18 protein-coding genes, 1 pseudogene and 1 riboswitch are annotated in these 21,229 nt (G+C 45.8%); of the genes and pseudogenes, 12 read left to right on the top strand and 7 right to left on the bottom strand.

Annotated features, from left to right (window positions below; translation table 11 throughout):
* The first annotated feature begins 9 nt into the window (after positions 1 to 9).
* Positions 10 to 468 carry an SMI1/KNR4 family protein gene (locus NYE50_RS11485; RefSeq protein WP_159354257.1) on the top strand — a complete coding sequence of 153 codons (459 nt, stop codon included), beginning with the start codon at positions 10 to 12 and terminating at the stop codon, positions 466 to 468.
* 38 nt (positions 469 to 506) lie between these two features.
* On the opposite strand, the gene NYE50_RS11480 is transcribed toward NYE50_RS11485, so the two are convergent.
* Together NYE50_RS11480 and NYE50_RS11475 are read right to left on the bottom strand one after the other, a co-directional pair.
* Positions 507 to 788, bottom strand: a complete 282-nt coding sequence (locus tag NYE50_RS11480; protein ID WP_017417952.1) for a hypothetical protein — start codon at positions 786 to 788, stop codon at positions 507 to 509.
* A complete protein-coding gene (locus NYE50_RS11475) occupies positions 781 to 1,359 on the bottom strand; it encodes a MarR family winged helix-turn-helix transcriptional regulator (protein WP_159354256.1) in 579 nt (192 codons plus the stop codon). Before NYE50_RS11475 ends, NYE50_RS11480 begins: the two co-directional genes overlap by 8 nt.
* Positions 1,360 to 1,558: 199 nt before the next feature.
* Between NYE50_RS11475 and NYE50_RS11470 the strand changes: the two genes are divergently transcribed.
* Complete coding sequence (locus NYE50_RS11470; protein ID WP_031304185.1) at positions 1,559 to 1,783, top strand: hypothetical protein; 225 nt, start codon at positions 1,559 to 1,561, stop codon at positions 1,781 to 1,783.
* A 43-nt stretch (positions 1,784 to 1,826) separates the two neighbouring features.
* Here the strand turns inward: NYE50_RS11470 and NYE50_RS11465 are convergent, their stop codons facing one another.
* Positions 1,827 to 2,111 carry a hypothetical protein gene (locus NYE50_RS11465; RefSeq protein WP_014418096.1) on the bottom strand — a complete coding sequence of 95 codons (285 nt, stop codon included), beginning with the start codon at positions 2,109 to 2,111 and terminating at the stop codon, positions 1,827 to 1,829.
* 85 nt (positions 2,112 to 2,196) lie between these two features.
* Positions 2,197 to 4,260, bottom strand: coding sequence for a molybdopterin oxidoreductase family protein (locus NYE50_RS11460; protein ID WP_224988118.1), 2,064 nt, complete (start codon positions 4,258 to 4,260; stop codon positions 2,197 to 2,199).
* Between the two features lie 147 nt (positions 4,261 to 4,407).
* Positions 4,408 to 4,500, top strand: a riboswitch (SAM riboswitch).
* A gap of 121 nt (positions 4,501 to 4,621) precedes the next feature.
* On the opposite strand from NYE50_RS11460, the gene NYE50_RS11455 reads away from it, so the two are divergent.
* The 3 genes and pseudogenes from NYE50_RS11455 to NYE50_RS11445 all read left to right on the top strand — a co-directional run bounded on the left by NYE50_RS11455 (position 4,622) and on the right by NYE50_RS11445 (position 8,392).
* Positions 4,622 to 5,638: a 2-hydroxyacid dehydrogenase gene (locus NYE50_RS11455; RefSeq protein ID WP_224988120.1), complete on the top strand. Its 1,017-nt coding sequence runs from the start codon at positions 4,622 to 4,624 to the stop codon at positions 5,636 to 5,638.
* Positions 5,631 to 7,097 carry an FGGY-family carbohydrate kinase gene (locus NYE50_RS11450; RefSeq protein ID WP_025650371.1) on the top strand — a complete coding sequence of 489 codons (1,467 nt, stop codon included), beginning with the start codon at positions 5,631 to 5,633 and terminating at the stop codon, positions 7,095 to 7,097. Before NYE50_RS11455 ends, NYE50_RS11450 begins: the two co-directional genes overlap by 8 nt.
* 47 nt (positions 7,098 to 7,144) lie before the next feature.
* Positions 7,145 to 8,392: pseudogene (locus NYE50_RS11445) on the top strand (RbtT/DalT/CsbX family MFS transporter).
* A 30-nt stretch (positions 8,393 to 8,422) separates the two neighbouring features.
* Here the strand turns inward: NYE50_RS11445 and NYE50_RS11440 are convergent.
* Positions 8,423 to 9,184, bottom strand: a complete 762-nt coding sequence (locus NYE50_RS11440; RefSeq protein ID WP_172870173.1) for a hypothetical protein — start codon at positions 9,182 to 9,184, stop codon at positions 8,423 to 8,425.
* Positions 9,185 to 9,249: 65 nt separating this feature from the next.
* Positions 9,250 to 9,555: a hypothetical protein gene (locus NYE50_RS11435; protein ID WP_014418090.1), complete on the bottom strand. Its 306-nt coding sequence runs from the start codon at positions 9,553 to 9,555 to the stop codon at positions 9,250 to 9,252.
* 129 nt (positions 9,556 to 9,684) lie between these two features.
* Here NYE50_RS11435 and NYE50_RS11430 point away from each other — a divergent pair, with 129 nt between their 5' ends.
* The 4 genes from NYE50_RS11430 (at position 9,685) to proB (ending at position 13,234) form a co-directional block, all read left to right on the top strand.
* Complete coding sequence (locus NYE50_RS11430; protein WP_007407344.1) at positions 9,685 to 10,401, top strand: 3-ketoacyl-ACP reductase; 717 nt, start codon at positions 9,685 to 9,687, stop codon at positions 10,399 to 10,401.
* A 287-nt stretch (positions 10,402 to 10,688) separates the two neighbouring features.
* Positions 10,689 to 11,057, top strand: coding sequence for a replication termination protein (gene rtp / locus NYE50_RS11425; RefSeq protein ID WP_003153833.1), 369 nt, complete (start codon positions 10,689 to 10,691; stop codon positions 11,055 to 11,057).
* Between the two features lie 185 nt (positions 11,058 to 11,242).
* Positions 11,243 to 12,091, top strand: a complete 849-nt coding sequence (gene proC / locus NYE50_RS11420; RefSeq protein WP_076983621.1) for a pyrroline-5-carboxylate reductase — start codon at positions 11,243 to 11,245, stop codon at positions 12,089 to 12,091.
* Positions 12,092 to 12,115: 24 nt separating this feature from the next.
* Positions 12,116 to 13,234, top strand: a complete 1,119-nt coding sequence (gene proB, locus NYE50_RS11415; protein WP_159354252.1) for a glutamate 5-kinase — start codon at positions 12,116 to 12,118, stop codon at positions 13,232 to 13,234.
* A gap of 58 nt (positions 13,235 to 13,292) precedes the next feature.
* On the opposite strand, the gene NYE50_RS11410 is transcribed toward proB, so the two are convergent.
* Positions 13,293 to 14,195, bottom strand: coding sequence for a LysR family transcriptional regulator (locus NYE50_RS11410; protein ID WP_159354251.1), 903 nt, complete (start codon positions 14,193 to 14,195; stop codon positions 13,293 to 13,295).
* Positions 14,196 to 14,340: 145 nt separating this feature from the next.
* Between NYE50_RS11410 and gltB the strand changes: the two genes are divergently transcribed.
* The 3 genes from gltB (at position 14,341) to NYE50_RS11395 (ending at position 21,227) form a co-directional block, all read left to right on the top strand.
* Positions 14,341 to 18,900: a glutamate synthase large subunit gene (gltB, locus tag NYE50_RS11405; RefSeq protein WP_159354250.1), complete on the top strand. Its 4,560-nt coding sequence runs from the start codon at positions 14,341 to 14,343 to the stop codon at positions 18,898 to 18,900.
* Positions 18,901 to 18,916: 16 nt separating this feature from the next.
* Positions 18,917 to 20,398 carry a glutamate synthase small subunit gene (gltD, locus tag NYE50_RS11400; protein WP_159354249.1) on the top strand — a complete coding sequence of 494 codons (1,482 nt, stop codon included), beginning with the start codon at positions 18,917 to 18,919 and terminating at the stop codon, positions 20,396 to 20,398.
* 118 nt (positions 20,399 to 20,516) lie between these two features.
* Positions 20,517 to 21,227 carry a hypothetical protein gene (locus tag NYE50_RS11395; RefSeq protein ID WP_095060669.1) on the top strand — a complete coding sequence of 237 codons (711 nt, stop codon included), beginning with the start codon at positions 20,517 to 20,519 and terminating at the stop codon, positions 21,225 to 21,227.
* Positions 21,228 to 21,229 lie beyond the last annotated feature (2 nt).

Raw genomic sequence — 21,229 nt, 5'->3', positions numbered from 1 at the left:
TTAAATTAAATGATTTATTCAAAGGTTGAAAACTTTATTAATGAAAACAAGCAAAATGCTATATTCACAGAGGGTGCAAGCCATGAAAACATAACTCGCATTGAAGAAATCCTCCAATGCGAACTTTCTATTAGCTATAAATGGTTCTTAGAAAAATACGGTGCTGGTGGTTTATTCGGGGTTTTAGTTTTAGGCTATAACTTCGATCATGCGTCAGTTGCAGATAAAACCAAAGAATATAAACAACATTATGGACTTGCTGATGGTCTTGTTGTCATAGAAGATGTTGATTTTTTTGCTTACTGTCTAGATACGAATAAAATGAAAGGCGGAGAATGCCCTGTAGTGGAATGGGATAGGATAATTGGCTATCAAGATATCGCTGCAGAAAGCTTTATCGAATTTTTTTATAATAAGATTCAGGAAGCGAAAGATGACTGGGAAGAAGATGAAGACTGGGACGATTAATAAAAGAAAGCTCTCTTTTAGAGAGCTTTTTCAGGTTATCAATTTTTAACAGGCTTTATAATGAGCAAACAGGCATTACTCAAAATACTCGCCGCGCCTATCCAAAGCAGCCATTGTGTTGCGGTCAGCCATGAGGCAGTTAGGATAAAGAGTCCAATGGCAATTGATATATAATTGCCGGCTCGGTCCAGTTTACGTTTGCAATGAATTTTATATTTAGCATGAGAAATAAATTGATCAATTTTATCTTTCAGCTCATAGCATTTTTCCTTCATCTTATCCTCTGTTTCTTTTACTTTTCGATAAAGCATATTATTCATCGTCTGCACCCCCATATCGCCGTTTTGAAAATTCAGCCATGATTTTTTCTTCATAGTCATCTGAGATGAATTGTGCCTGCTCTTCAACTTTCAAATGTGCTTTTTCTTCAAAACCATCCTCTTCTTCACCATCAAAACGATAAAGTTTTTGCAATAGCCTCCAGAATGTTTCAATTTCATCAGTTGTGAAGTCTTGAAACATATCCGCTAAAAAATAGGTGGATTTTTCTGAACAGGAAATTAACCCTTTTTTTCCTTCAGCGGTAATCTCAATATTGATTGCACGTTTATCCAGTTTGCTTGGCACAGTGTGAACATATCCTTTTTTCGCGAGGCTTGAAATTAATTTGTTAGCGGTTTGTTTTGTTGTGCCCAGCTTTTTAGCGATATTCATAAGTGTGGTATCTTCCGTCGGTAAATGGGCAATAGCAATAAGAGTCATGTGCTGTCGGGAAGTCAGCATTTCTAAGTATTCGTCCCCCCGAGCCTGCACTTTATTGACAACCGAAAATAATGATGCGTAACTTTGTTGCATAACATGCAGTTCCTTCATTAGTAAATTAATATCCATAAGGTATCTCCTATCTGAATTGTCACCATGTTGACAATTACAATATACATCGAAATAGAAAATAAGTCAACGTGGTGACTAATAGTAGCGGGTGCGGCTGTTTTCAAAAATGTCACAGGCAGTCGGAGTGTTTACAAAAGGGGAAATAAGTATAATAAATGCGAAAAGGGCATTAATCCAAAGTGAGAAGGTGTTTGACATGCAGAAAGTGAACTGGTCAGAACAGTATGAATGGTTCAATAAACAGGATGAAAAAGACGGGCGTTTAATGGCGCTCCTTCGTCATGAGCTTACATATGAGGAAGTCATACGGTTATATAAGAAAGGGTTTTATTTGAAATCTAAAGAAGGGGAGGTTTCGTTAAGTAAGAACGATATCCTTCGTATGTTTGGGGTTGAAGAGAGGCAGGGCGGCGTATCTTGATGAACGGGAAGAGAAAAACTCTTCCCGCTTTTCATGGCAGCTGTTATTCTTTTTCCAGCATAGAAGTCAGCCATTCTCTTAATGTATTCTTCTGCACATACCGCTTTCCGTTTCTCGTGATATGCGGAATGTCAGAGGTGTCGGGCACGATTTGTTTTGCTTCTTCCTTCGTAACTCCTAAATAATAACCAATATAGAAGTGCAGATCTTTTTCTTTAATGAGAATGTGGTCAGTGTGTTCATGAGGATCAGGTGATTTAAAGTTTTTCAATCCGTCTCCGATGAAATATCCGGCTAAAGCGATTCCGATGCCGGTAATGATATCCATACAGCAAACCTCCAATAAACGTTATCACTTTTTATACGGTGAAGCCGGCTGAAAGGATTCAGCCTTCATCAAAACCGCCCGGCGTTTATTGCGGGCGGTTTTGATTGCTGAGCTTTTCCGCCTGCACCTTTCCGGAGAAGAAAACAGCGCCTCCGCCCATATCCGCCAGCCGATCGGGCGTGAGCGAGTTGACAAGCTGTTTTTTATCATCCATATCGGCCCAAAGACCTTGGCTGACTGCAACGCCGGGAAGCACCTGTTCGCCGACCGAAGCTGTTAATTCACACTCGCCGCGGTGATTCCAAACTCTAACGGTTTCCCCGTCTTCTATGTTCCGGCGTACAGCATCCTCTGTATGAATAAAAAGCTTTGGCGCTTTTTCTAATTTTACGTGTTTTTCATTATTCGAAAATGTTGAATTAAAAAAATTATGATTCGGTCCCGGGACAAATAAAAGCGGAAAATCATCATCGCTCTCAAGAGGGATGTGTGTCGGCAGCGCCGGATAACCGTCCTGTTTCATCTTTTCCGAATATAATTCAATTCTTCCGCTCGGTGTCTTGAGCTTTCCCGGAAAAAGCGGTTTTTTCCGTTTGGCTTTCATGAAGGAATGGCGTGAGAGCGCTTCGTAATCAATATCCTCGATATACGGATTGTCGGGAAAGTCCAGCGCCTGTCTGATCAACTCTTCATCGGAATCCTGAAGCTCCTGCTCGGTAAATCCCATTGCTCCGGCAAGCAAACGGAACACTTCCGTATTCGATTTGCTGTCCCCGTAGGGTTCGATCACCGGTTTTTGCAGCTGAATAAAATGATGCCAGTAAGACGTGTAAAAATCTGTGTTTTCAAATGCGGATGCAGCAGGGAGCACGATATCCGCATATTTGGCGGTTTCCGTTAAAAATAGATCGTGAACGACTGTAAATAAATCCTCCCGCAGCAGGCCTTTTCTGACTTTATTCGCTTCCGGCGCAACCACTGCAGGATTCGTACCGTAAATAAACAGGGAGCGTACGGGCGGTTTTGTTTCTAAAAGAACGCTTCCGAGCCTGTTCATATTAAATGATCGCGGCTTCCTGCCGTAAAGCAGATCAGGCCGCTGGAGCGCTTGTCTGTTATAGTTTAATACCGCGCTGTTGTGCTTGATTGCGCCTCCTCCGGTGTTGAGCCACTGTCCTGTAACAGCCGGAAGGCAGGCGACGGTGCGGACGATCATTCCGCCGTTGTCATGGTGCTGAATGCCGTTTCCGATCCTGATAAGGGAAGGGGAGGTTTCCCCGTACATTCTCGCAAGACGTCTGATATCGTCGGCTTTAACGCCTGTAATAGCAGAAACCGTTTCCGGATCATAGTGTTTAACATGCGCTTTTAATTCGTCACTGCCTTCGGTGTATTCTGTGAGAAATGCTTCATCGTGAAGGTTTTCGTCGAATAAGACATGCATGATACCGAGGGCGAGTGCGGCATCTGTGCCGGGGCGAATGGAAATAAACCAATCGGCAAGCCGGCCGGTTTGGTTCTTATGTACATCGATAACGACAATTTTAGCTCCTTTTTTCCGGGCTTTTTGAGCAATCATGACTTGGTGCATATTCGTGCTGACGGCATTGATCCCCCAAAAAATAAAGAGCTTTGTATGTATGGTCTCCTCCGGATCAGTACCCGCTCCTTCACCCATTGTATAGTTATAGCCTTCAGATCCGGCTTTGCTGCAGATCGTCCGTTCGAGATGACTCGCTCCGAGACGATGGAAAAAACGGCGGTCCATTCCCTCTGCCGCCAGTTTTCCCATATTGCCGTAAAAGCTGTACGGAAGAATGCTTTCCGCTCCTTCTTCGGCAATGAGCTCTTTCCAGCGCGCACTGATCGTATTGATCGCTTCCTCCCAGGAAATAGGCGCAAACGCGGCTTCACCTTTTTTACCGATCCGTTTTAACGGAACGGTTACGCGCTTCTCATCATAAATGCGCTCAGCCATGTGTCTGACTTTGTTGCAAATATTCCCTGATGTGACCGGGTGATCGGGGTCTCCCTGAATGTTAACGATTTTTCCGTCTTTTTTTGTCACAAGCAAGCCGCATTGATCGGGACAGTCTAGTGAGCATACCGACTTAAAGACCCCGTTCGGCTGTGTTGCAGCAGAATTCATAGCCCATTTCTCCTCTTTGTTTATATTGTAAGCATTATAACATTTCAAAATCGAGCGTCAATTCAGAAAAAAAGTGTTGACATCACGGAAAGACTTTTCTATGATGAGTTTATTCTTTTAAACAGCCTGACAATTTCATCATTTTATTTTCTATCCAGAGAGGTGGAGGGACTGGCCCTACGAAACCTCGGCAACATTTATTGTGCCAATTCCAGCAAGCGTATGCTTGAAAGATAGGAAAGAATGATCTATACATATTTGTGCGCTTCAAGCGCATAAAGACGGTATATGAATCTCTTTCCTTCTTTGGGGAAAGAGATTTTTTTATGAAAAAATTTATGTGAAAAGGATGTTTTGCACCATGACGGTTTTAATTACCGCACCATATCACGACGAGGGGCTGAAGGAGCTGACTGAGCTGTTCGGCCGGACTGTGCACCGGCCGTGGAAGAAGCACGGCCGGGCCTATCGGGAAGATGAATTGATCCGAATGATTCAAGAGACAAACGCGTCGGGGCTTATTACTGAACTTGATGAGGTGTCTGAGCGTGTTATTGACATATTGCCCGATACCGCTTTTATCGGTGTCTGCCGAGGAATGCCGTCTAATGTGAATATTGCGGCGGCGACTAAAAGAAAAATCCCCGTTTTCTTTACACCGGCCCGCAATGCCCAGGCTGTTGCTGAAATGTTTATCGGAAATGTGATTTCATTTTTGCGTCATACGTATTCTTCCCATCAGTGGCTGAAGGACGGGAAGTGGAATGGTGATTATTTGCAGGCTTACGTCAAATTCAGAGGAAATGAGCTGACGGGGAAAACAGTCGGCCTTATCGGTTTCGGAGCTGTCGGACAGAGAATCGCCCGGCTATTGGCCGCTTTTGACTGCAAGGTGCTTTACTATGACCCATTTGTCCGTCATGAAAACCGGGAGTATGAAAAAACGACGATTGAACGGGTATTTTCTGAAAGTGATATTGTTTCCGTTCACTTGCCGCGCACAGAAGAAACCATCGGCCTTATCGGCGCCCGGCACTTTCAATTGATGAAACAGGGAGCTGTTTTTGTCAATACGTCAAGAGCGGCGGTTACAGACAGGGAAGAGCTGCTGCGGGTGCTGAAAGAACGGCGGATTAAGGGAGCGATCCTTGACGTGTTTTATCACGAACCGCCTGAATCTTCTGATTATGAATTGATCTCTTTGCCGAATGTGTTAGCGACTCCCCATATAGCGGGCGCAACGTTTGAAGTGGAGGATCATCATGTGAAGATTTTAAATGGAGCGCTTTTCAAATGGAAACAAGATCAAACCTGTTCAATACGTGAACTTTATAACAAAAGAGAACTTGAAACGGAAGGAGGAGGCTGTAATGGCTGAACAAAAAGGCTACCTTGTATTTGACATCGGAACGGGGAATGCGCGAGTCGCGGTCGTGACAGCCGGCGGTGAAGTGACCGCGCTTGAAAGGGAAGACATTGAATATGTGACGGATCCGCTTTATCCGGACGGACGATATTTCTCACCGGAAGGGCTATGGACGCAAATCAGTGCTATGGCAAGGAAGGTTATTGCCAAAAGCCCTCATATTACATTAATCGGAATCACCTCAACAAGCCAGAGGCAGGGAATTGTTCTGATCAATAAAGATAAAAAGGCATTTCTCGGTCTGCCCAACATTGATAACAGAGGCCGTGAATGGGAAGACGGGATTGAGGCAAAAGAAGAAGTGCATCAGCAAACCGGACGTCTTCCGAGCGCTTTATTTTCCGCCATGAAACTTGTCGGATTAAAAGCTAGACAGCCGTCTTTATGGAAAGAAGTGAAGTACATCACAAGCATCAGTGACTGGGTGACATTTGAGCTGAGCGGCATTTTGAGCTATGAACCGTCACAGGCTGCTGAAACACTGCTGTTTGACGTAAGGAAAAAGGCGTGGTCAGAGAAATTATGCAACATCTTCGGTGTGCCTTCTGCCATTCTTCCTTCACTCGTCCGATCTGGGACGGTTGTCGGAATGTTAACGTTTAAGAAAGCGGCGGTTCTCGGTCTATCTGAAAGAGTGCCTGTGATTGCAGGCGGGGGAGACACACAGCTTGCCATCAAAAGTGCAGATGCAAAGCCGGGAGATATCGTCATCGTATCCGGCACGACGACGCCGATTACAAAGATAACAGCGGAGACCGGAACCGAAAGTTTAAAGAATGCATGGCTGAATTGCCATACAGAAGAAGGTCAATGGCTTCTTGAAACGAATCCGGGTGTAACAGGACTCAATTATCAAAAATTAAAATCCATTTTTTATCCGAATGAATCCTACGGCGTCATGGAACGGGAAATCGCAAGTCTGCCGAAACACGATCATGCTTGTATTTCTGCGTTAGGCTCCTATTTATCGCCTGAGAAAAACGCACTGGCAAAAGGCGGATTTATTTTTGACGCTCCGCTGTCCCAAAACTTAAGCAGAGCCCATTTTGTCAAAGCCGCACTGCTGGAAATCGCTTTTTCAATCAAATGGAACTATGAGGCGTTAACAGAGGTGGCTTCCTTTTCACAAGATTATGTGAAGGTGTGCGGCGGCGGTTTCCAAAGTGATGCTTTGACGCAGTTTCTTGCTAACCTTCTGCAAAAGAAAATCTATAAGAGAGAGGGGTTCAGCCAGGCATCCGCAATGGGAGCGGCGATGATTTGCAACGAAGCTCTCGGTGTGAAAGCAGAGCTTTCGAGCAGCACAAAGGTAATTGAGCCGGAAGCGGATCAGACGGATCTCTTCCTATATGAAGAATGGAAACATACGCAAGAATTATTTACTCATTTTCAGCCGGCGGTGAAAGCCTGACTTGGGGATGAGATGACAACATGAAAGATTGCTGAGGAGGAACAAAAATGCTTAATAAAATAGGAATTCCGAAACAGCTCGCCTGGGGATTTTTGGGGGTCGTGCTGTTTATGATGGGGGACGGCCTTGAACAAGGCTGGCTCAGCCCGTTTTTAGTTGAAAACGGCTTGACGGTACAGCAATCAGCATCCCTGTTTACGGTTTACGGTATTTCTCTCGCTGTGGCGTCTTGGTTTTCAGGGGTCTGCCTCGAAGCCTTCGGCGCAAAGCGGACGATGTTTATGGGGCTGTTGTTTTACGTGATCGGAACAGCCGCGTTTATCGCATACGGATTTGAAAATCTTAATTTGCCGGTGATGTATGTCACGTATTTTATTAAAGGGCTGGGTTATCCGCTGTTTGCCTATTCATTTTTGACATGGGTGATTTACCGGTAGCCGAAAAACAGGCTCAGTACGGCGGTCGGCTGGTTCTGGATTGCATATTGCTGCGGGATGTTTGTATTCGGTGCTTGGTATTCAAGCTGGGCCATCAAATCCTTCGGCTATTTGAATACACTGTGGAGTTCAATTTTCTGGGTCTGCCTCGGCGCGTTTTTTGCTTTGATTTTAAATAGGGACCGCTTTGAAAAGAAAAAGGCAGATAAGCGGGAAAAGGCGCAGGAATTAATGAAGGGAATCACCATCCTTGCTGTAAATCCGCGCGTGCTCTCTGGGGGGATCATTCGGATCATTAACAGCATCGGAACATACGGATTTCCGGTATTCCTCCCGATGCATATGGCGCAGCACGGCATTTCTACAAATGTATGGCTTCAAATTTGGGGAACGATCTTTCTCGGAAATATCGTCTTTAACTTAATCTTCGGCGCAGTCGGCGATGCCTTCGGCTGGAAAAAGACTGTCATGTGGTTCGGGGGAGTGGGCTGCGGCATTTTTACTCTTTTATTATATTATGCACCTGTTGTATCACATGGGAACTTGCTTTTCGTCAGCATTGTCGGTTTTATATGGGGAGGGCTCCTCGCCGGGTTCGTTCCGGTCGGGGCTATCGTGCCGACGGCGGCCGGCAGCGATAAAGGTGCTGCCATGTCTGTGTTAAATCTGGCTGCGGGACTGTCGGCATTTGTCGGCCCCGCGCTTGCCTGGGCGTTCATCGGACTTGTCGGCGCACAAGGCGTTGTATGGATTTTCGCAGCGCTCTATTTCGTAAGTGCAATCTTGACAAATCAAATCAAAATACCTGAAGAGAAAACGGCAAAACACAATAAAGCATTGCCTGAATACGCTTCTTAACAGCAGCGCCCCGAAAATTCGGGGCGTTTTTTACAGCTGCTGAAGAAACCCGGCAAAGCGCTGAATTTGTTCACGTAACGATTGTTTGTTTTCGTGAAATTGTTTGAAACGATGTCCGTTTGCTCCGGACGGATGCGGGAAGCCTTCCAGAATGACCGCATGACCCATTCTGCCTTTCTTCTTCAGCATGCGGCAGGCTGATTCTGCTGCTTTACCGAGAGGGATAAGCAGAATGTCCTTTTCTATCATTTCTATTTCATCCGGAAAACATCTCAGCGCGTAACGGCTGAGAAGAGCTGATCTGCTGATTGCCGGCCGATGTCCCGTATAGTTTTTCTGTTTATAAAAAACAGGGTGTTTGATAACGGACGTTGTATGAAGAAGCTCCCGTTTTGAATCAAATAACCGGGATGAATCCTCAACGTGAAGCGCGGCCGGCAGACCGCATTCATTAAGCATTTCGATGATGTTCTGTCTCATTGAACCGGAAAGTCCGGCCGCTTTTTTTGTTTCATACGCTATCGTTTCAAGAGTTTCGCCATCTTTTAAAAGCAGTGCCGCTTTTTTGTAAGCCAGCTGCATTTGAAAAAAACCGGGTGTGATTCCGGAAATGGCAACGACTGCATGAGGGTTAATATATTCATTATGAGGCGAATAATACAAATCCAGATCTCCGTCCTTGGCTAAATGGAAAGCCGGAGTCAGCAAATCCGATTTTGTAAATTCTCCCGAATATGATAGTGCTTTAAGCTGCTGCAAAAAACGCGCAAGCCGCTCACGATCGCAAATCATGTTATGCCTCCTTGAATCCGCCGGTTTCTCTTAGTGTCATCAAAAACGTCGGATGACATGCAGGCTCATACATCACTTTTACCGGCGTTCCAGAGCATTTTTAAGACGTGAGGCGTTCCTTTAACTTCGGCCGCCGTCGTTTGCACGGCTGTTTTTTTAGTGAGAAAATCTTCCTGCAGTTCTTTCTGCTTTTGCGATAACAGATCGGTTTCTGTTTTGATTTCATCAACGGCCGTCTGCATGGACGCTGTCGCGGCGTTAATCTTCTTTATATCAGGCGCTGTGTTTCTTTTAAAATGCACGGCGGATACGGCTGCATAAATTAATGCGGCAGCCGCAACGGCAGCACTGATATACAAAATGATGATCATCTTCTTTTCACTCCTTTTTTTCAGTTGATACCCTTTACGGATCGTGTTGAATCATTTTATTTGCTAATTGTTTTTTTTCTGCTTATAATGTGAAATCGTACATAAGGACATTCAGAAAGGGTGAAAGACGTGGAAAGCTTACAAAACAAAACGGCTCTTATCACGGGTGCGGGCAGAGGAATCGGCCGCGCCGCCGCTATCGCTTTAGCCAAAGAAGGAGTCAATATCGGTTTAATCGGCCGCACAGAAGCAAATGTCGAAAAGGTTGCGGAAGAAGTGAAAGCCCTTGGTGTAAAGGCATCATTCGCTGCTGCCGATGTAAAAAACCAAAAAGAGGTTGAGCAAGCCGTCTCCTCTATTAAAGAAGAACTCGGTGAGATTGACATCTTGATTAACAATGCCGGAATCAGCAAATTCGGCGGATTTTTGGATCTTACGCCTGAAGAGTGGGAAGACATCATTCAAGTTAATGTAATGGGTGTATACCACGTGACACGCGCCGTTCTTCCTGAAATGATTGAGAGAAAATCAGGAGATATCATTAATATTTCTTCTACGGCGGGCCAAAGAGGCGCCGCGGCGACAAGTGCGTACAGCGCTTCTAAATTTGCCGTTCTCGGTCTGACTGAATCTCTCATGCAGGAAGTCAGAAAACACAATATCCGTGTCAGCGCAATGACGCCGAGCACGGTTGCCAGCGACATGTCTATTGAATTAAATCTGACAGACGGCAATCCGGAAAAAGTCATGCAGCCTGAGGATCTTGCAGAATATATGGTTGCTCAATTGAAATTACATCCGCGCATTTTCATCAAAACTGCCGGTTTGTGGTCAACTAATCCTTAAACAAAAGGGGACCTGTCTTCGTGACGGGTCTTTTTTTGTTTCCGCAACCCGAATAAATAGGCATAAAGATCCGTTTTTGCAGAAAAAAGAGTGAAAAAGAAACCGATATCAGTTATAATTAAACTAAATAAACTATGTACCAAATGTTCATTAAAATTATTTTTCCCCGCTCTCCAAAAAACAAATCAATACAAATCAAACTGTCCGAACGATAAAAAGGAAAAACGGGATATAAAGAGAATATTTAGTACATGGAATAATTTGTTAGAAGGAAGGGTGTGCACATATTGAAAGAAGAAAAAAGAAGTTCAACCGGTTTTTTAGTGAAACAAAGAGCTTTTTTAAAGCTTTACATGATTACAATGACAGAGCAGGAACGGCTTTACGGACTGAAGCTTCTCGAGGTGCTGCGTTCGGAATTTAAACCCATCGGTTTTAAGCCGAATCATACCGAGGTGTACCGTTCACTTCACGAACTTTTGGATGACGGGATTTTAAAGCAAGTAAAAGTGAAAAAAGAGGGAGCCAAACTCCAGGAAGTCGTTCTCTATCAATTTAAAGACTATGAAGCTGCGAAGCTTTACAAAAAACAGCTGAAGACAGAGCTTGACCGCTGCAAAAAGCTGATAGAAAAAGCCATTTCAGATAATTTTTAAATCCGGCCGGAACGCACCCGGCCTCCCGGGCTCAAAAGATTTGTAAGGTTTGTTCTGTGATTCATTATACATAATAACAGGCTCGGAACAATACACATCAATAAAACCTTCAAACTTGACATCGACTCCTGAAGTGGTAACATAAAAAACGTGTGAAAAATACGAACAAAATACGAACAAGGGAGATGTTACCGATCTTAGATCAAAAGAAAGTTGCTTTTATCGGAGCAGGATCAATGGCTGAAGGAATGATATCAGGCATGGTCCGCGCAAAAAAAATTCCCAACCAAAACATCTGCGTGACAAACCGCCGCAATACAGAGCGACTCGCTGAATTGGAACATCAATACGGAATTCAAGGCATTGCTTTTGACAGCATGAAAACCGAAGACATTGATGTCTTTATTTTAGCCATGAAACCGAAGGATGCTGAAATCGCTCTTGCTACGCTGAAACGGCGTATTCAACCTCATCAAATCATCCTGTCTGTTCTGGCAGGCATAACAACCTCATTTATACAACAATCATTACATGACCGTCAGCCGGTTGTAAGAGTGATGCCGAACACATCCAGCATGATCGGCGAATCGGCAACAGCTGCGGCTTTCGGAGACCATGTTTCTTACGGTTCAGCAAAAACCGCTCTATCCCTTTTGGAATGCCTCGGGGAAGTGTACGTGATCAAAGAAGATCAGATGGACATTTTCACCGGCATCGCAGGCAGCGGACCGGCGTACTTTTATTATTTAATGGAGTTTATTGAAAAAGCAGGTGAAGAAGCCGGCTTAGACAAACGGCTGTCCCGCAAAATCGGCGCGCAAACGTTATTGGGCGCAGCTAAAATGCTGATGGAAACGGGTGAAAAACCGGATGTGCTTCGGGAAAACATCACCTCTCCAAACGGCACGACGGAAGCCGGCCTCGATGCGCTCAGGTCAGAAGGCGGCGGAGAAGCCATTGCCAAAGCCATTAAACACGCGACCGAACGTTCTATTGAGATCAGCAAAACAATCGAAAAAACGGCAGCACTATAATCGTTAAAAAACAGGAGTGATACAGTGACGTCTCGGACGAAGATCAAAAGAGTCGCGGTGAAAATCGGCAGCAGCTCACTGACGAGCCTGCACGGGGAAATCAGCAGAAGAAAGCTGGAAGCATTGGTGGATCAAATCGCACAACTGAAAGACAGCGGTTATGAAGTGATTTTAGTATCTTCCGGCGCAGTGGCGGCAGGTTATCGGAAGCTCGGCTTTATTCAGAAACCGGAAAGCCTCCCCGAAAAACAGGCTTCTGCTTCCATCGGGCAGGGATTATTAATGGAAGCTTATTCAAAGCTGTTTTTAGCGCACGGTTATGTCGCGTCACAAATTTTAATTACAAGAAGCGACTTTTCTGATGAATACCGCTATCATAATGTCCGCAATACGATGAACGTCCTTTTGGAACGAGGCATTATTCCGATTATTAATGAAAATGACACCGTCACAGTCAATCGGCTGAAATTCGGTGATAATGATACACTCGCGGCAAAGGTCGCAGGCTTAATTGATGCCGACATGCTTGTGATTTTATCAGATATCGACGGATTATATGATGATAATCCGCGCAGCAACCCGGAAGCGGCACGAATCAGACATGTAAGTGACATCACCCCGGAAATAGAAGCAAGCGCGGGAGATGCCGGGAGTGAGATGGGAACCGGCGGAATGCGTTCAAAGCTGGATGCTTTTAAAATTGTGATGGCTTCCGGTATTAAGGGCTTCCTCGGGCAGGCTAACGCCCCGGACATTCTGCTTCAAGCGGTAGAAGAGGAGGCTGAAGGAACTTATTTTGAAGCGGAAGGAACCCTCCCGTTAAACCACAAAGAACAATGGCTTGCATTTAATTCCGGCCCCGAAGGCGAGATTGTGATGGAGAAGAAAAGCAGCCGCGATATAGCGAATGGAAATGTGGCGCTGTCACCGCAGGATATCGAACAGATTAACGGCAGATTCAGCAGCGGGGCGGTTGTCAGACTGCTTGATCAGCAGGGAGAAGAACTTGGGCTCGGCATCGTCAATTATTCCTCAGCTCAGCTGAAGACATATAAAGAAACGCCGCATAAACAGACCGATCAATCAGTCATCGATCCGGAAGCGTTTGTCTGCCACGTTGAACTGTCCATCCCGATCGGCTGAGAATAGTCAATAAAACATGGCAAAGCCCGAGGCTTCGTTTTGAAGCTCGGGTTTGTTTTTATTGATATTGTTCAAGTTTGGAGAAAAATTGAATGACAAAATGAAAGAAATCATTCGCAGACGGAGCCAGTTCTCTGCCTTTTGGCTTAATAATGCCTACGGTGCGCTTCACTTGAGGGAATTCAATCGGAATTTTGACCGTGAACCGAGGTGTGGTTTCCGCAAAGGTGCTTTCAGGTAATAAAGTAACGCCCATGCCTGCGGAGACTAATCCTTTAATGGCATCTAAATCCTCGCCCTCCGTTGATACAAGCGGCGCAAAGCCTGCCTGTCTGCAAGCGTCAATCGCCATATTGCGGAGAATAAATCCTTCAGGAAATAAAACAAATTGGTCGCCGCGCAGATCAATTAAATGGATATTTTTTTGTTTGGCAAGCGGATGATGCAGCGGAACAAGCGCGTAAATCTTTTCTGTGAATAAGATATTGCCTGTTATGTCGGGAAATTCCGTCGGAACAGGGCCGAGAAGCGCCGCATCTATGTCCCTGTTTCTTACGGCTTCGATTAAAAACTTATAAGATCCTTGGCGGAGCAAAAACTCAACGTTCGGGTATTCCTCTTTAAATGCCGAAATCACCGTCGGCAAAAGCTGGCTTGCAAGGCTCGTCGGAAATCCTATTTTGACGGTTCCGCGATTCGGATCAAGATATTCATCAATTTGTTCCTTCGCGTAATCAATTGCTTTCATCGCCGTTTTAACATGTTCTAAAAATTGCTTGCCGATCGGCGTTAATTTAATATTTCTGCCTTCCCGTTCAAATAAAGTGACTTTCAGCTCTTCTTCAAGATTTGCAATCTGCCTGCTGATGGCGGATTGTGCGACATGCAGATGATCAGCCGCTTCTGACACATGTTCCCGTTCTGCTACCTCCATAAAATACCGAAGCTGGCGTAATTCCATTGCGTTCACACCCATCTATCTCATTTTGAGATGTATTTGATCTAAATTATATATTGTTTATATTGTTTTGAAAACTTACAATTAATTTAAAGCTGTCAGATTTTATGACCGATAATTAACGGAAACTGATCGGGGGAGAGGAATTATGACTTACAATCAAATGCCGAAAGCACAAGGTCTCTACCGTCCGGAATTTGAGCACGATGCATGCGGAATCGGCTTGTATGCCCATTTAAAAGGGAAACCTTCACATGACATTGTCAAAAAAGGACTGAAGATGCTTTGTCAGCTGGATCACAGAGGAGGACAGGGCAGTGATCCGAATACGGGTGACGGCGCCGGCCTGATGGTTCAGATCCCTGATGCTTTTTTTAAGAAAGAGTGCGGAGAAATGAAGCTGCCGGAAAAAGGCCGTTACGGGGTAGGAATGGTCTTTTTCTCGCAAAATGAAGAGGAAAGAAAAAAGATCGAAAAACAGGTGAATGCATTCATTGAGCAGGAAGGACAGATCGTTCTCGGCTGGAGAACCGTCCCTGTAAATGTCGGAAAAATCGGAACAGTGGCACAAAGCACTTGTCCGTATGTGCGTCAAGTATTCATCGGCTCCGCAAATGATTTGAAAGACAGCCTTGCTTTTGAACGTAAACTGTATATCATCCGGAAGCAGGCGGAAAATTGGGGCATTCAAGAACAGCTTGATTTTTACTTCGCAAGCTTGTCAAGCCAGACTATTGTTTATAAAGGATTGTTAACGCCTGAGCAGGTTGAAGCTTTTTATTTGGATTTGCAGGATGAAACCTTCGTATCTGCATTTTCACTCGTGCATTCAAGATTCAGCACAAATACCTTTCCTACTTGGGAACGTGCCCATCCGAACCGCTATCTGATTCATAACGGAGAAATCAATACGCTCCGGGGCAACATCAATTGGATGAGAGCGAGGGAGCAGCAGTTCGTTTCAGAAAGCTTCGGAGACGATCTTCACAAAGTACTGCCGATTTTAAATGCTGAGGGAAGTGACTCATCCATTCTTGATAATGCGTTTGAATTTTTCGTGATGGCGGGGCGGAAACCGGCACATACGGCAATGATGCTGATTCCGGAACCATGGACGGAAAACACTCACATGTCTAAAGCGAAACGGGCTTTTTATGAATATCACAGCTCTTTAATGGAGCCGTGGGACGGGCCGACCGCCATTTCGTTTACGGACGGAAAACAAATCGGCGCCATCCTTGACCGTAACGGCCTGCGTCCGGCACGTTACTATGTGACAAAAGATGACCATATTATTTTCTCATCTGAGGTCGGCGTTATTGAAGTAGAGCAGGAGAACATTCTTCATAAAAAACGTCTGGAGCCCGGAAAAATGCTGCTCATTGACTTAGAGGAAGGCCGGATTATTTCAGATGAAGAAGTGAAAACAGAAATTGCCAATGAATTCCCTTATCAAAAATGGCTTGAAGAAGAATTGGTTCAAGTGAATCCTGACCCGGAAATCCGGGAAGAGGAACAATTCGATGATCTTCTCGTCCGTCAAAAAGCGTTTGGCTATACGTATGAAGATATTCAGAAGTATTTAATTCCTGTTATTAAAGAAGGCAAGGACCCGCTCGGCTCTATGGGAAATGATTCCCCGCTCGCCGTTTTATCCGATCGCGCCCAATCACTGTTTCATTACTTTAAACAGCTGTTTGCGCAAGTCACAAACCCGCCGATTGACGCGATCCGCGAGCAGCTTGTGACCTCCACGGTGACATGGCTCGGAGCTGAAGGCGATCTGCTGCATCCGAGTGAAAGAAATGCACGCCGCATAAAATTGTATACTCCTGTATTATCAAACGAACAGTTTTATGCGCTGAAAACACTTGTGCACCCTGACATTAAGAGCCAGAACATCCGCACGCTGTTTTCCGATGACCTAGAAAAAGGCCTGAAGGATTTGTTTCAGCAGGCGGAAAAAGCGATCAAGGAAGGCGTATCTCTGTTAATTTTATCTGACAGGGCAATGAGTAAAGAGTTGACGCCGATTCCGCCGCTTTTGGCCGTCAGTGCGCTGCATCAGCATTTGATCCGCCAAGGTCTGCGAACAAAAGCAAGCATTATCGTTGAATCCGGGGAAGCGCGTGAAGTTCATCACTTTGCGGCTCTCATCGGATATGGTGCAGATGCTGTCAATCCGTATTTGACTTACGCTACGTATAAGCAGGAAATCGATGAAGGCCGGCTTGATATTCCGTATGAAGAAGCTGTCAGCAAATACGGAAAGAGCGTAACAGAAGGCGTCGTGAAAGTGATGTCAAAAATGGGGATTTCAACTGTGCAAAGTTACAGGGGCGCCCAAATTTTTGAAGCGGTCGGCATCGGTGAAGACGTTATCGCCAAATACTTTACCGGTACTGCATCTCAGCTTGGCGGAATCGATATCGAGACGATTGCGCAAGAAGCGAAGAAGCGCCACCAAGCGGCGTACAAGGATGATTACAGCCAAACTCTTGATCCGGGAAGTGAATTCCAATGGCGAAACGGGGGAGAGCACCACGCTTTCAATCCGAAAACCATCCATACTCTGCAATGGGCCTGCCGCAAAAATGATTACAGCCTGTTTAAGCAGTATTCTCATGCAGCGGATGAAGAACGAATCGGATTTTTACGCAATCTGTTCGCCTTCAAAGAAGACCGCAAGCCTTTAAAATTAGAGGAAGTTGAATCAGCTGCGTCCATCGTGAAACGTTTTAAAACAGGAGCGATGTCATTCGGTTCATTAAGCAAGGAAGCCCATGAGGCTTTAGCGATAGCGATGAACAGGCTTGGCGGAAAAAGCAACAGCGGAGAAGGCGGCGAGGACCCGAAACGTTTCGTTCCGGATGAAAATGGCGACGACAGAAGAAGTGCGATTAAACAGATCGCTTCCGGCCGTTTCGGTGTAAAGAGCCATTATCTCGTCAATGCGGATGAATTGCAGATCAAAATGGCGCAAGGGGCGAAGCCGGGAGAAGGCGGTCAGCTTCCGGGCAACAAGGTATATCCTTGGGTCGCGGATGTCCGCGGTTCTACACCAGGTGTAGGGCTGATCTCACCGCCTCCTCACCATGATATTTATTCAATTGAAGATTTGGCGCAGCTGATTCATGATTTGAAAAATGCGAATCGAAGCGCGCGTATCAGCGTCAAGCTCGTGTCAAAAGCCGGTGTCGGCACAATTGCTGCCGGTGTGGCAAAAGGCACTGCGGATGTCATCGTCATCAGCGGCTACGATGGCGGAACGGGCGCGTCGCCGAAAACAAGTATTAAACATACGGGTCTTCCGTGGGAGCTTGGTCTTGCAGAAGCTCACCAAACGCTGATGCTGAACGGTTTACGGGATCGCGTGGTATTGGAAACGGACGGTAAGCTGATGACAGGCCGAGATGTCGTGATGGCCGCCTTGCTCGGTGCGGAGGAATTCGGCTTTGCTACAGCGCCGCTTGTCGTTCTCGGCTGCGTCATGATGCGCGCCTGTCATTTAGATACATGTCCTGTAGGTGTCGCGACGCAAAATCCGGAGCTCCGCAAGAAATTCATGGGCGATCCTGACCATATCGTAAATTACATGCTGTTTGTCGCAGAAGAAGTGCGTGAATATATGGCAGAGTTAGGCTTTAAGACGCTTGATGAAATGATCGGACGGACAGACGTTCTTCATGTCAGTGAACGTGCAAAAGCGCATTGGAAAGCGGGCCAGCTTGATTTATCCACACTGCTGTACCAGCCTGAAGGCGTACGTACTTTCCGTACGGCGCAAAACCATAAAATCGACGAGTCGCTTGATATGACGGTTATTCTTCCGGCGGTGCAGGCTGCAATTGAAGCCGGTCAGGAAGCGGAAGCTGAAATCAAGATCAATAATACAAATCGCGTAGCCGGAACCGTGACGGGAAGTGAAATTTCTAAACGCTACGGAGCGGAAGGCCTGCCGGATGATACGATCAGACTTCATTTTACCGGATCAGCCGGACAGAGTTTCGGAGCATTTGTCCCTAAGGGGATGACGCTTCATTTGAACGGGGATTCAAATGACTACGTAGGCAAAGGGCTTTCAGGCGGAAAAATCATCGTGAAAGCGCCTGATGCCTTCAATTGTGAAACACACGATAACGTTATTATCGGGAACGTCGCATTTTACGGAGCAACAAGCGGGGAAGCGTACATTAACGGGCGCGCCGGTGAACGTTTTGCAGTCCGTAACAGCGGAGTCAATGTCGTTGTAGAAGGTATCGGAGACCACGGCTGTGAATACATGACAGGCGGCCGGGTTGTCGTCCTCGGCGAAGTCGGCAAAAACTTCGGGGCGGGAATGTCAGGCGGTATCGCATACGTCCTGAGTGATGATGCCAAAGCATTTAAACGCAAATGCAACATGGAAATGATTTCATTTGAAAAGCTGACGGATGAGGCTGAGATCAAAGAAGTGCAAGAAATGGTCAAACGGCACGCGGCGCTGACAAACAGCAAAAAAGCCGCAGATCTCCTGGACAATTGGGAAAAAGCCGCAGAAACCTTTATCAAAGTCATTCCGAAAAACTATAAACAAATGCTCCTCAGCATCGAAGAACAAAAAGCGGCGGGTTTATCAGAAGAAGACGCAATTATGTATGCTTTTGAAGCCAATACAAAGGTTCACCAAAGGCCTGCCAAAGACCATAAACAAGCGGTAGTACAGTAAGAAAGGGGAGAGGAACATGGGGAAACCAACTGGATTTATGGAAGAAAAACGAGAAAAACCGGCTGAGCGGGACCCTCTCACTCGCTTAAAGGATTGGAAAGAGTATTCGGCTCCATTTTCAGATGAAGCGTCAAAGCGGCAGGGGGCGCGGTGTATGGATTGCGGCACACCGTTTTGCCAAATCGGCGCTGATATCAACGGTTTTACCTCCGGCTGCCCGATTTATAATCTGATACCGGAGTGGAATGACCTCGTCTATCGGGGGCGCTGGAAAGAAGCCTTGGAGCGCCTTCTGAAAACGAATAACTTTCCTGAATTCACAGGGCGGGTCTGTCCCGCTCCTTGTGAAGGATCTTGTACGCTGGCCATTTCAGATCCGGCTGTTTCAATTAAAAACATCGAGCGGACGATCATTGACAAAGGTTTTGAGAACGGATGGATTCAGCCGAGAATTCCCGCGAAACGCACAGGTAAAAAAGTCGCTGTCGTCGGTTCAGGCCCGGCAGGTCTGGCAAGCGCTGATCAGCTGAATCAAGCCGGTCATTCCGTAACAGTCTATGAGCGTGCCGACAGAGCCGGCGGCCTGCTGATGTACGGCATTCCGAGCATGAAGCTTGGGAAAAATGTCGTTGAACGCCGTATTAAGCTTTTGACGCAGGAAGGTATAGATTTTGTGACAAATACCGAAATCGGCGTTGACATAACGGCAGATGAGCTGAAAGATCAATTTGATGCCGTCATTTTGTGCACAGGCGCCCAAAAGCAGCGCAATCTGCTGATTGAAGGCCGGGAAGCAAAAGGCGTCCATTATGCGATGGACTATTTAACACTGGCGACGAAAAGCTATTTAGATTCCAACTTCAAAGACAAACAATTTATAGACGCTAAAGGGAAAGACGTCATCGTGATCGGCGGAGGAGACACAGGAGCTGACTGCGTGGCAACCGCGCTGCGCCAAAAAGCGCGCAGCGTGCACCAGTTCGGGAAACATCCTAAACTTCCTCAGACGCGCACGAACGACAATATGTGGCCTGAACAGCCGCACGTCTTTACCCTTGAATACGCTTATGAAGAAGCGCAGGCAAAGTTCGGCAAAGACCCGAGAGAATATTCAATTCAGACGACAAAAATGGTGGCCGATAAGCAGGGCCGCTTACAAGAGATTCACACCATTCAAATGGAAAAAGTCAGAAACGAATTCGGAAAGTATGAATTTCATGAACTGCCCGGGACAGAAAAAGTATGGCCTGCTCAGCTGGTGTTCATCGCCATCGGTTTTGAAGGGACAGAACAGCCATTATTGAAACAGTTCGGTGTCGATTCGGCAAATCATAAAATTCAGGCAGCATATGGGGATTATAAAACGAATGTTGACGGTGTTTTCGCCGCAGGGGATGCGAGAAGGGGCCAAAGCCTGATTGTATGGGCGATTAATGAAGGCCGGGAAGCAGCGCGCGAAGTCGACAGTTATTTAATGGGGAGCACTGTTTTACCGTAAATAAAGGGGTTTATTTATAAAACCGGCTGGGATCAGCCGGTTTTTCGTATTGAAATGAAACCTCCTTCTTCCTGTATTGGTCATATAAGGGTAACGTGATGGGAATGGAGGATAACAAATGGAATTTTGTTTTACAGAGTGGAGAGATTATTTTCGTAGAAATCAATCAGCAGTCAAGGAACTGAACTGTAAATATGATCAGCTTTCTGAAACTGAGCGCCGCGTTATTTGTTCTTCAGTTCAGCAGTTTCAAATCGGCGAAAGTTCAGAAGGTCTGTTTTTGATAGCTGCTGCAAAACGTTTCTTAAAGGATTGTGCTGACAAAAGTTATCTGGAAGCGCTGATTTTATTTATTCAGGATGAACAAAGGCATGCGGGTGAATTGGAAATATTCATGAACCGGCACAATATCCCAAAGCTGGAAAAGAATTGGGTTGATCAAGTCTTCCGCAGACTGAGACGATTTGCAAGCCTTGAGCAGTCGATCACGGTGCTGCTGACGGCGGAAATCATCGCCGCCGTTTATTATGACGCCTTAAAAAACGTGACGGGCTCTGTGTGTCTGCGATCAATTTGCGGGCAGATTTTAATTGATGAAGAAAAACATATTGAATTTCAAGCGGAAGCACTGCACAAGTTCGGCCGGCGCCGCTTAAAGATCACCAATACGTGTGCTGTGTTTTCCCGCTTTATTTTATTGACGGGCACTTTACCCGTCGTGTGGCTCTATCATCGAAAAGTTTTAAAAGCCGGGGGTAAACACTTTTTTGTTTATTTGAAAGAAGCCTATCAAGAGTATGTCAGAGCGGAAACGCTTATAAACACATAAGG

This window comes from Bacillus sp. EU55 (assembly GCF_038005925.1).
GTDB lineage: Bacteria > Bacillota > Bacilli > Bacillales > Bacillaceae > Bacillus > Bacillus velezensis.
Note: the sequence above shows the minus strand (reverse complement) of the source record. Positions and strands in the feature narration are given on the sequence as shown.

Excerpts from the sequence above, each read along its gene's own strand:
- NYE50_RS11450 (WP_025650371.1), top strand. The coding sequence starts at position 5,631 with ATGGCTGAACAAAAAGGCTACCTTGTATTTGACATCGGAACGGGGAAT.
- NYE50_RS11395 (WP_095060669.1), top strand. The coding sequence starts at position 20,517 with ATGGAATTTTGTTTTACAGAGTGGAGAGATTATTTTCGTAGAAATCAA.
- NYE50_RS11485 (WP_159354257.1), top strand. The coding sequence starts at position 10 with ATGATTTATTCAAAGGTTGAAAACTTTATTAATGAAAACAAGCAAAAT.
- NYE50_RS11455 (WP_224988120.1), top strand. The coding sequence starts at position 4,622 with ATGACGGTTTTAATTACCGCACCATATCACGACGAGGGGCTGAAGGAG.
- NYE50_RS11465 (WP_014418096.1), bottom strand. The coding sequence starts at position 2,111 with ATGGATATCATTACCGGCATCGGAATCGCTTTAGCCGGATATTTCATC.
- NYE50_RS11475 (WP_159354256.1), bottom strand. The coding sequence starts at position 1,359 with ATGGATATTAATTTACTAATGAAGGAACTGCATGTTATGCAACAAAGT.
- NYE50_RS11410 (WP_159354251.1), bottom strand. The coding sequence starts at position 14,195 with ATGGAATTACGCCAGCTTCGGTATTTTATGGAGGTAGCAGAACGGGAA.
- NYE50_RS11440 (WP_172870173.1), bottom strand. The coding sequence starts at position 9,184 with ATGATTTGCGATCGTGAGCGGCTTGCGCGTTTTTTGCAGCAGCTTAAA.
- proC (WP_076983621.1), top strand. The coding sequence starts at position 11,243 with ATGTTACCGATCTTAGATCAAAAGAAAGTTGCTTTTATCGGAGCAGGA.
- NYE50_RS11435 (WP_014418090.1), bottom strand. The coding sequence starts at position 9,555 with ATGATCATCATTTTGTATATCAGTGCTGCCGTTGCGGCTGCCGCATTA.
- NYE50_RS11480 (WP_017417952.1), bottom strand. The coding sequence starts at position 788 with ATGAATAATATGCTTTATCGAAAAGTAAAAGAAACAGAGGATAAGATG.
- NYE50_RS11460 (WP_224988118.1), bottom strand. The coding sequence starts at position 4,260 with ATGAATTCTGCTGCAACACAGCCGAACGGGGTCTTTAAGTCGGTATGC.
- gltD (WP_159354249.1), top strand. The coding sequence starts at position 18,917 with ATGGGGAAACCAACTGGATTTATGGAAGAAAAACGAGAAAAACCGGCT.
- gltB (WP_159354250.1), top strand. The coding sequence starts at position 14,341 with ATGACTTACAATCAAATGCCGAAAGCACAAGGTCTCTACCGTCCGGAA.
- NYE50_RS11470 (WP_031304185.1), top strand. The coding sequence starts at position 1,559 with ATGCAGAAAGTGAACTGGTCAGAACAGTATGAATGGTTCAATAAACAG.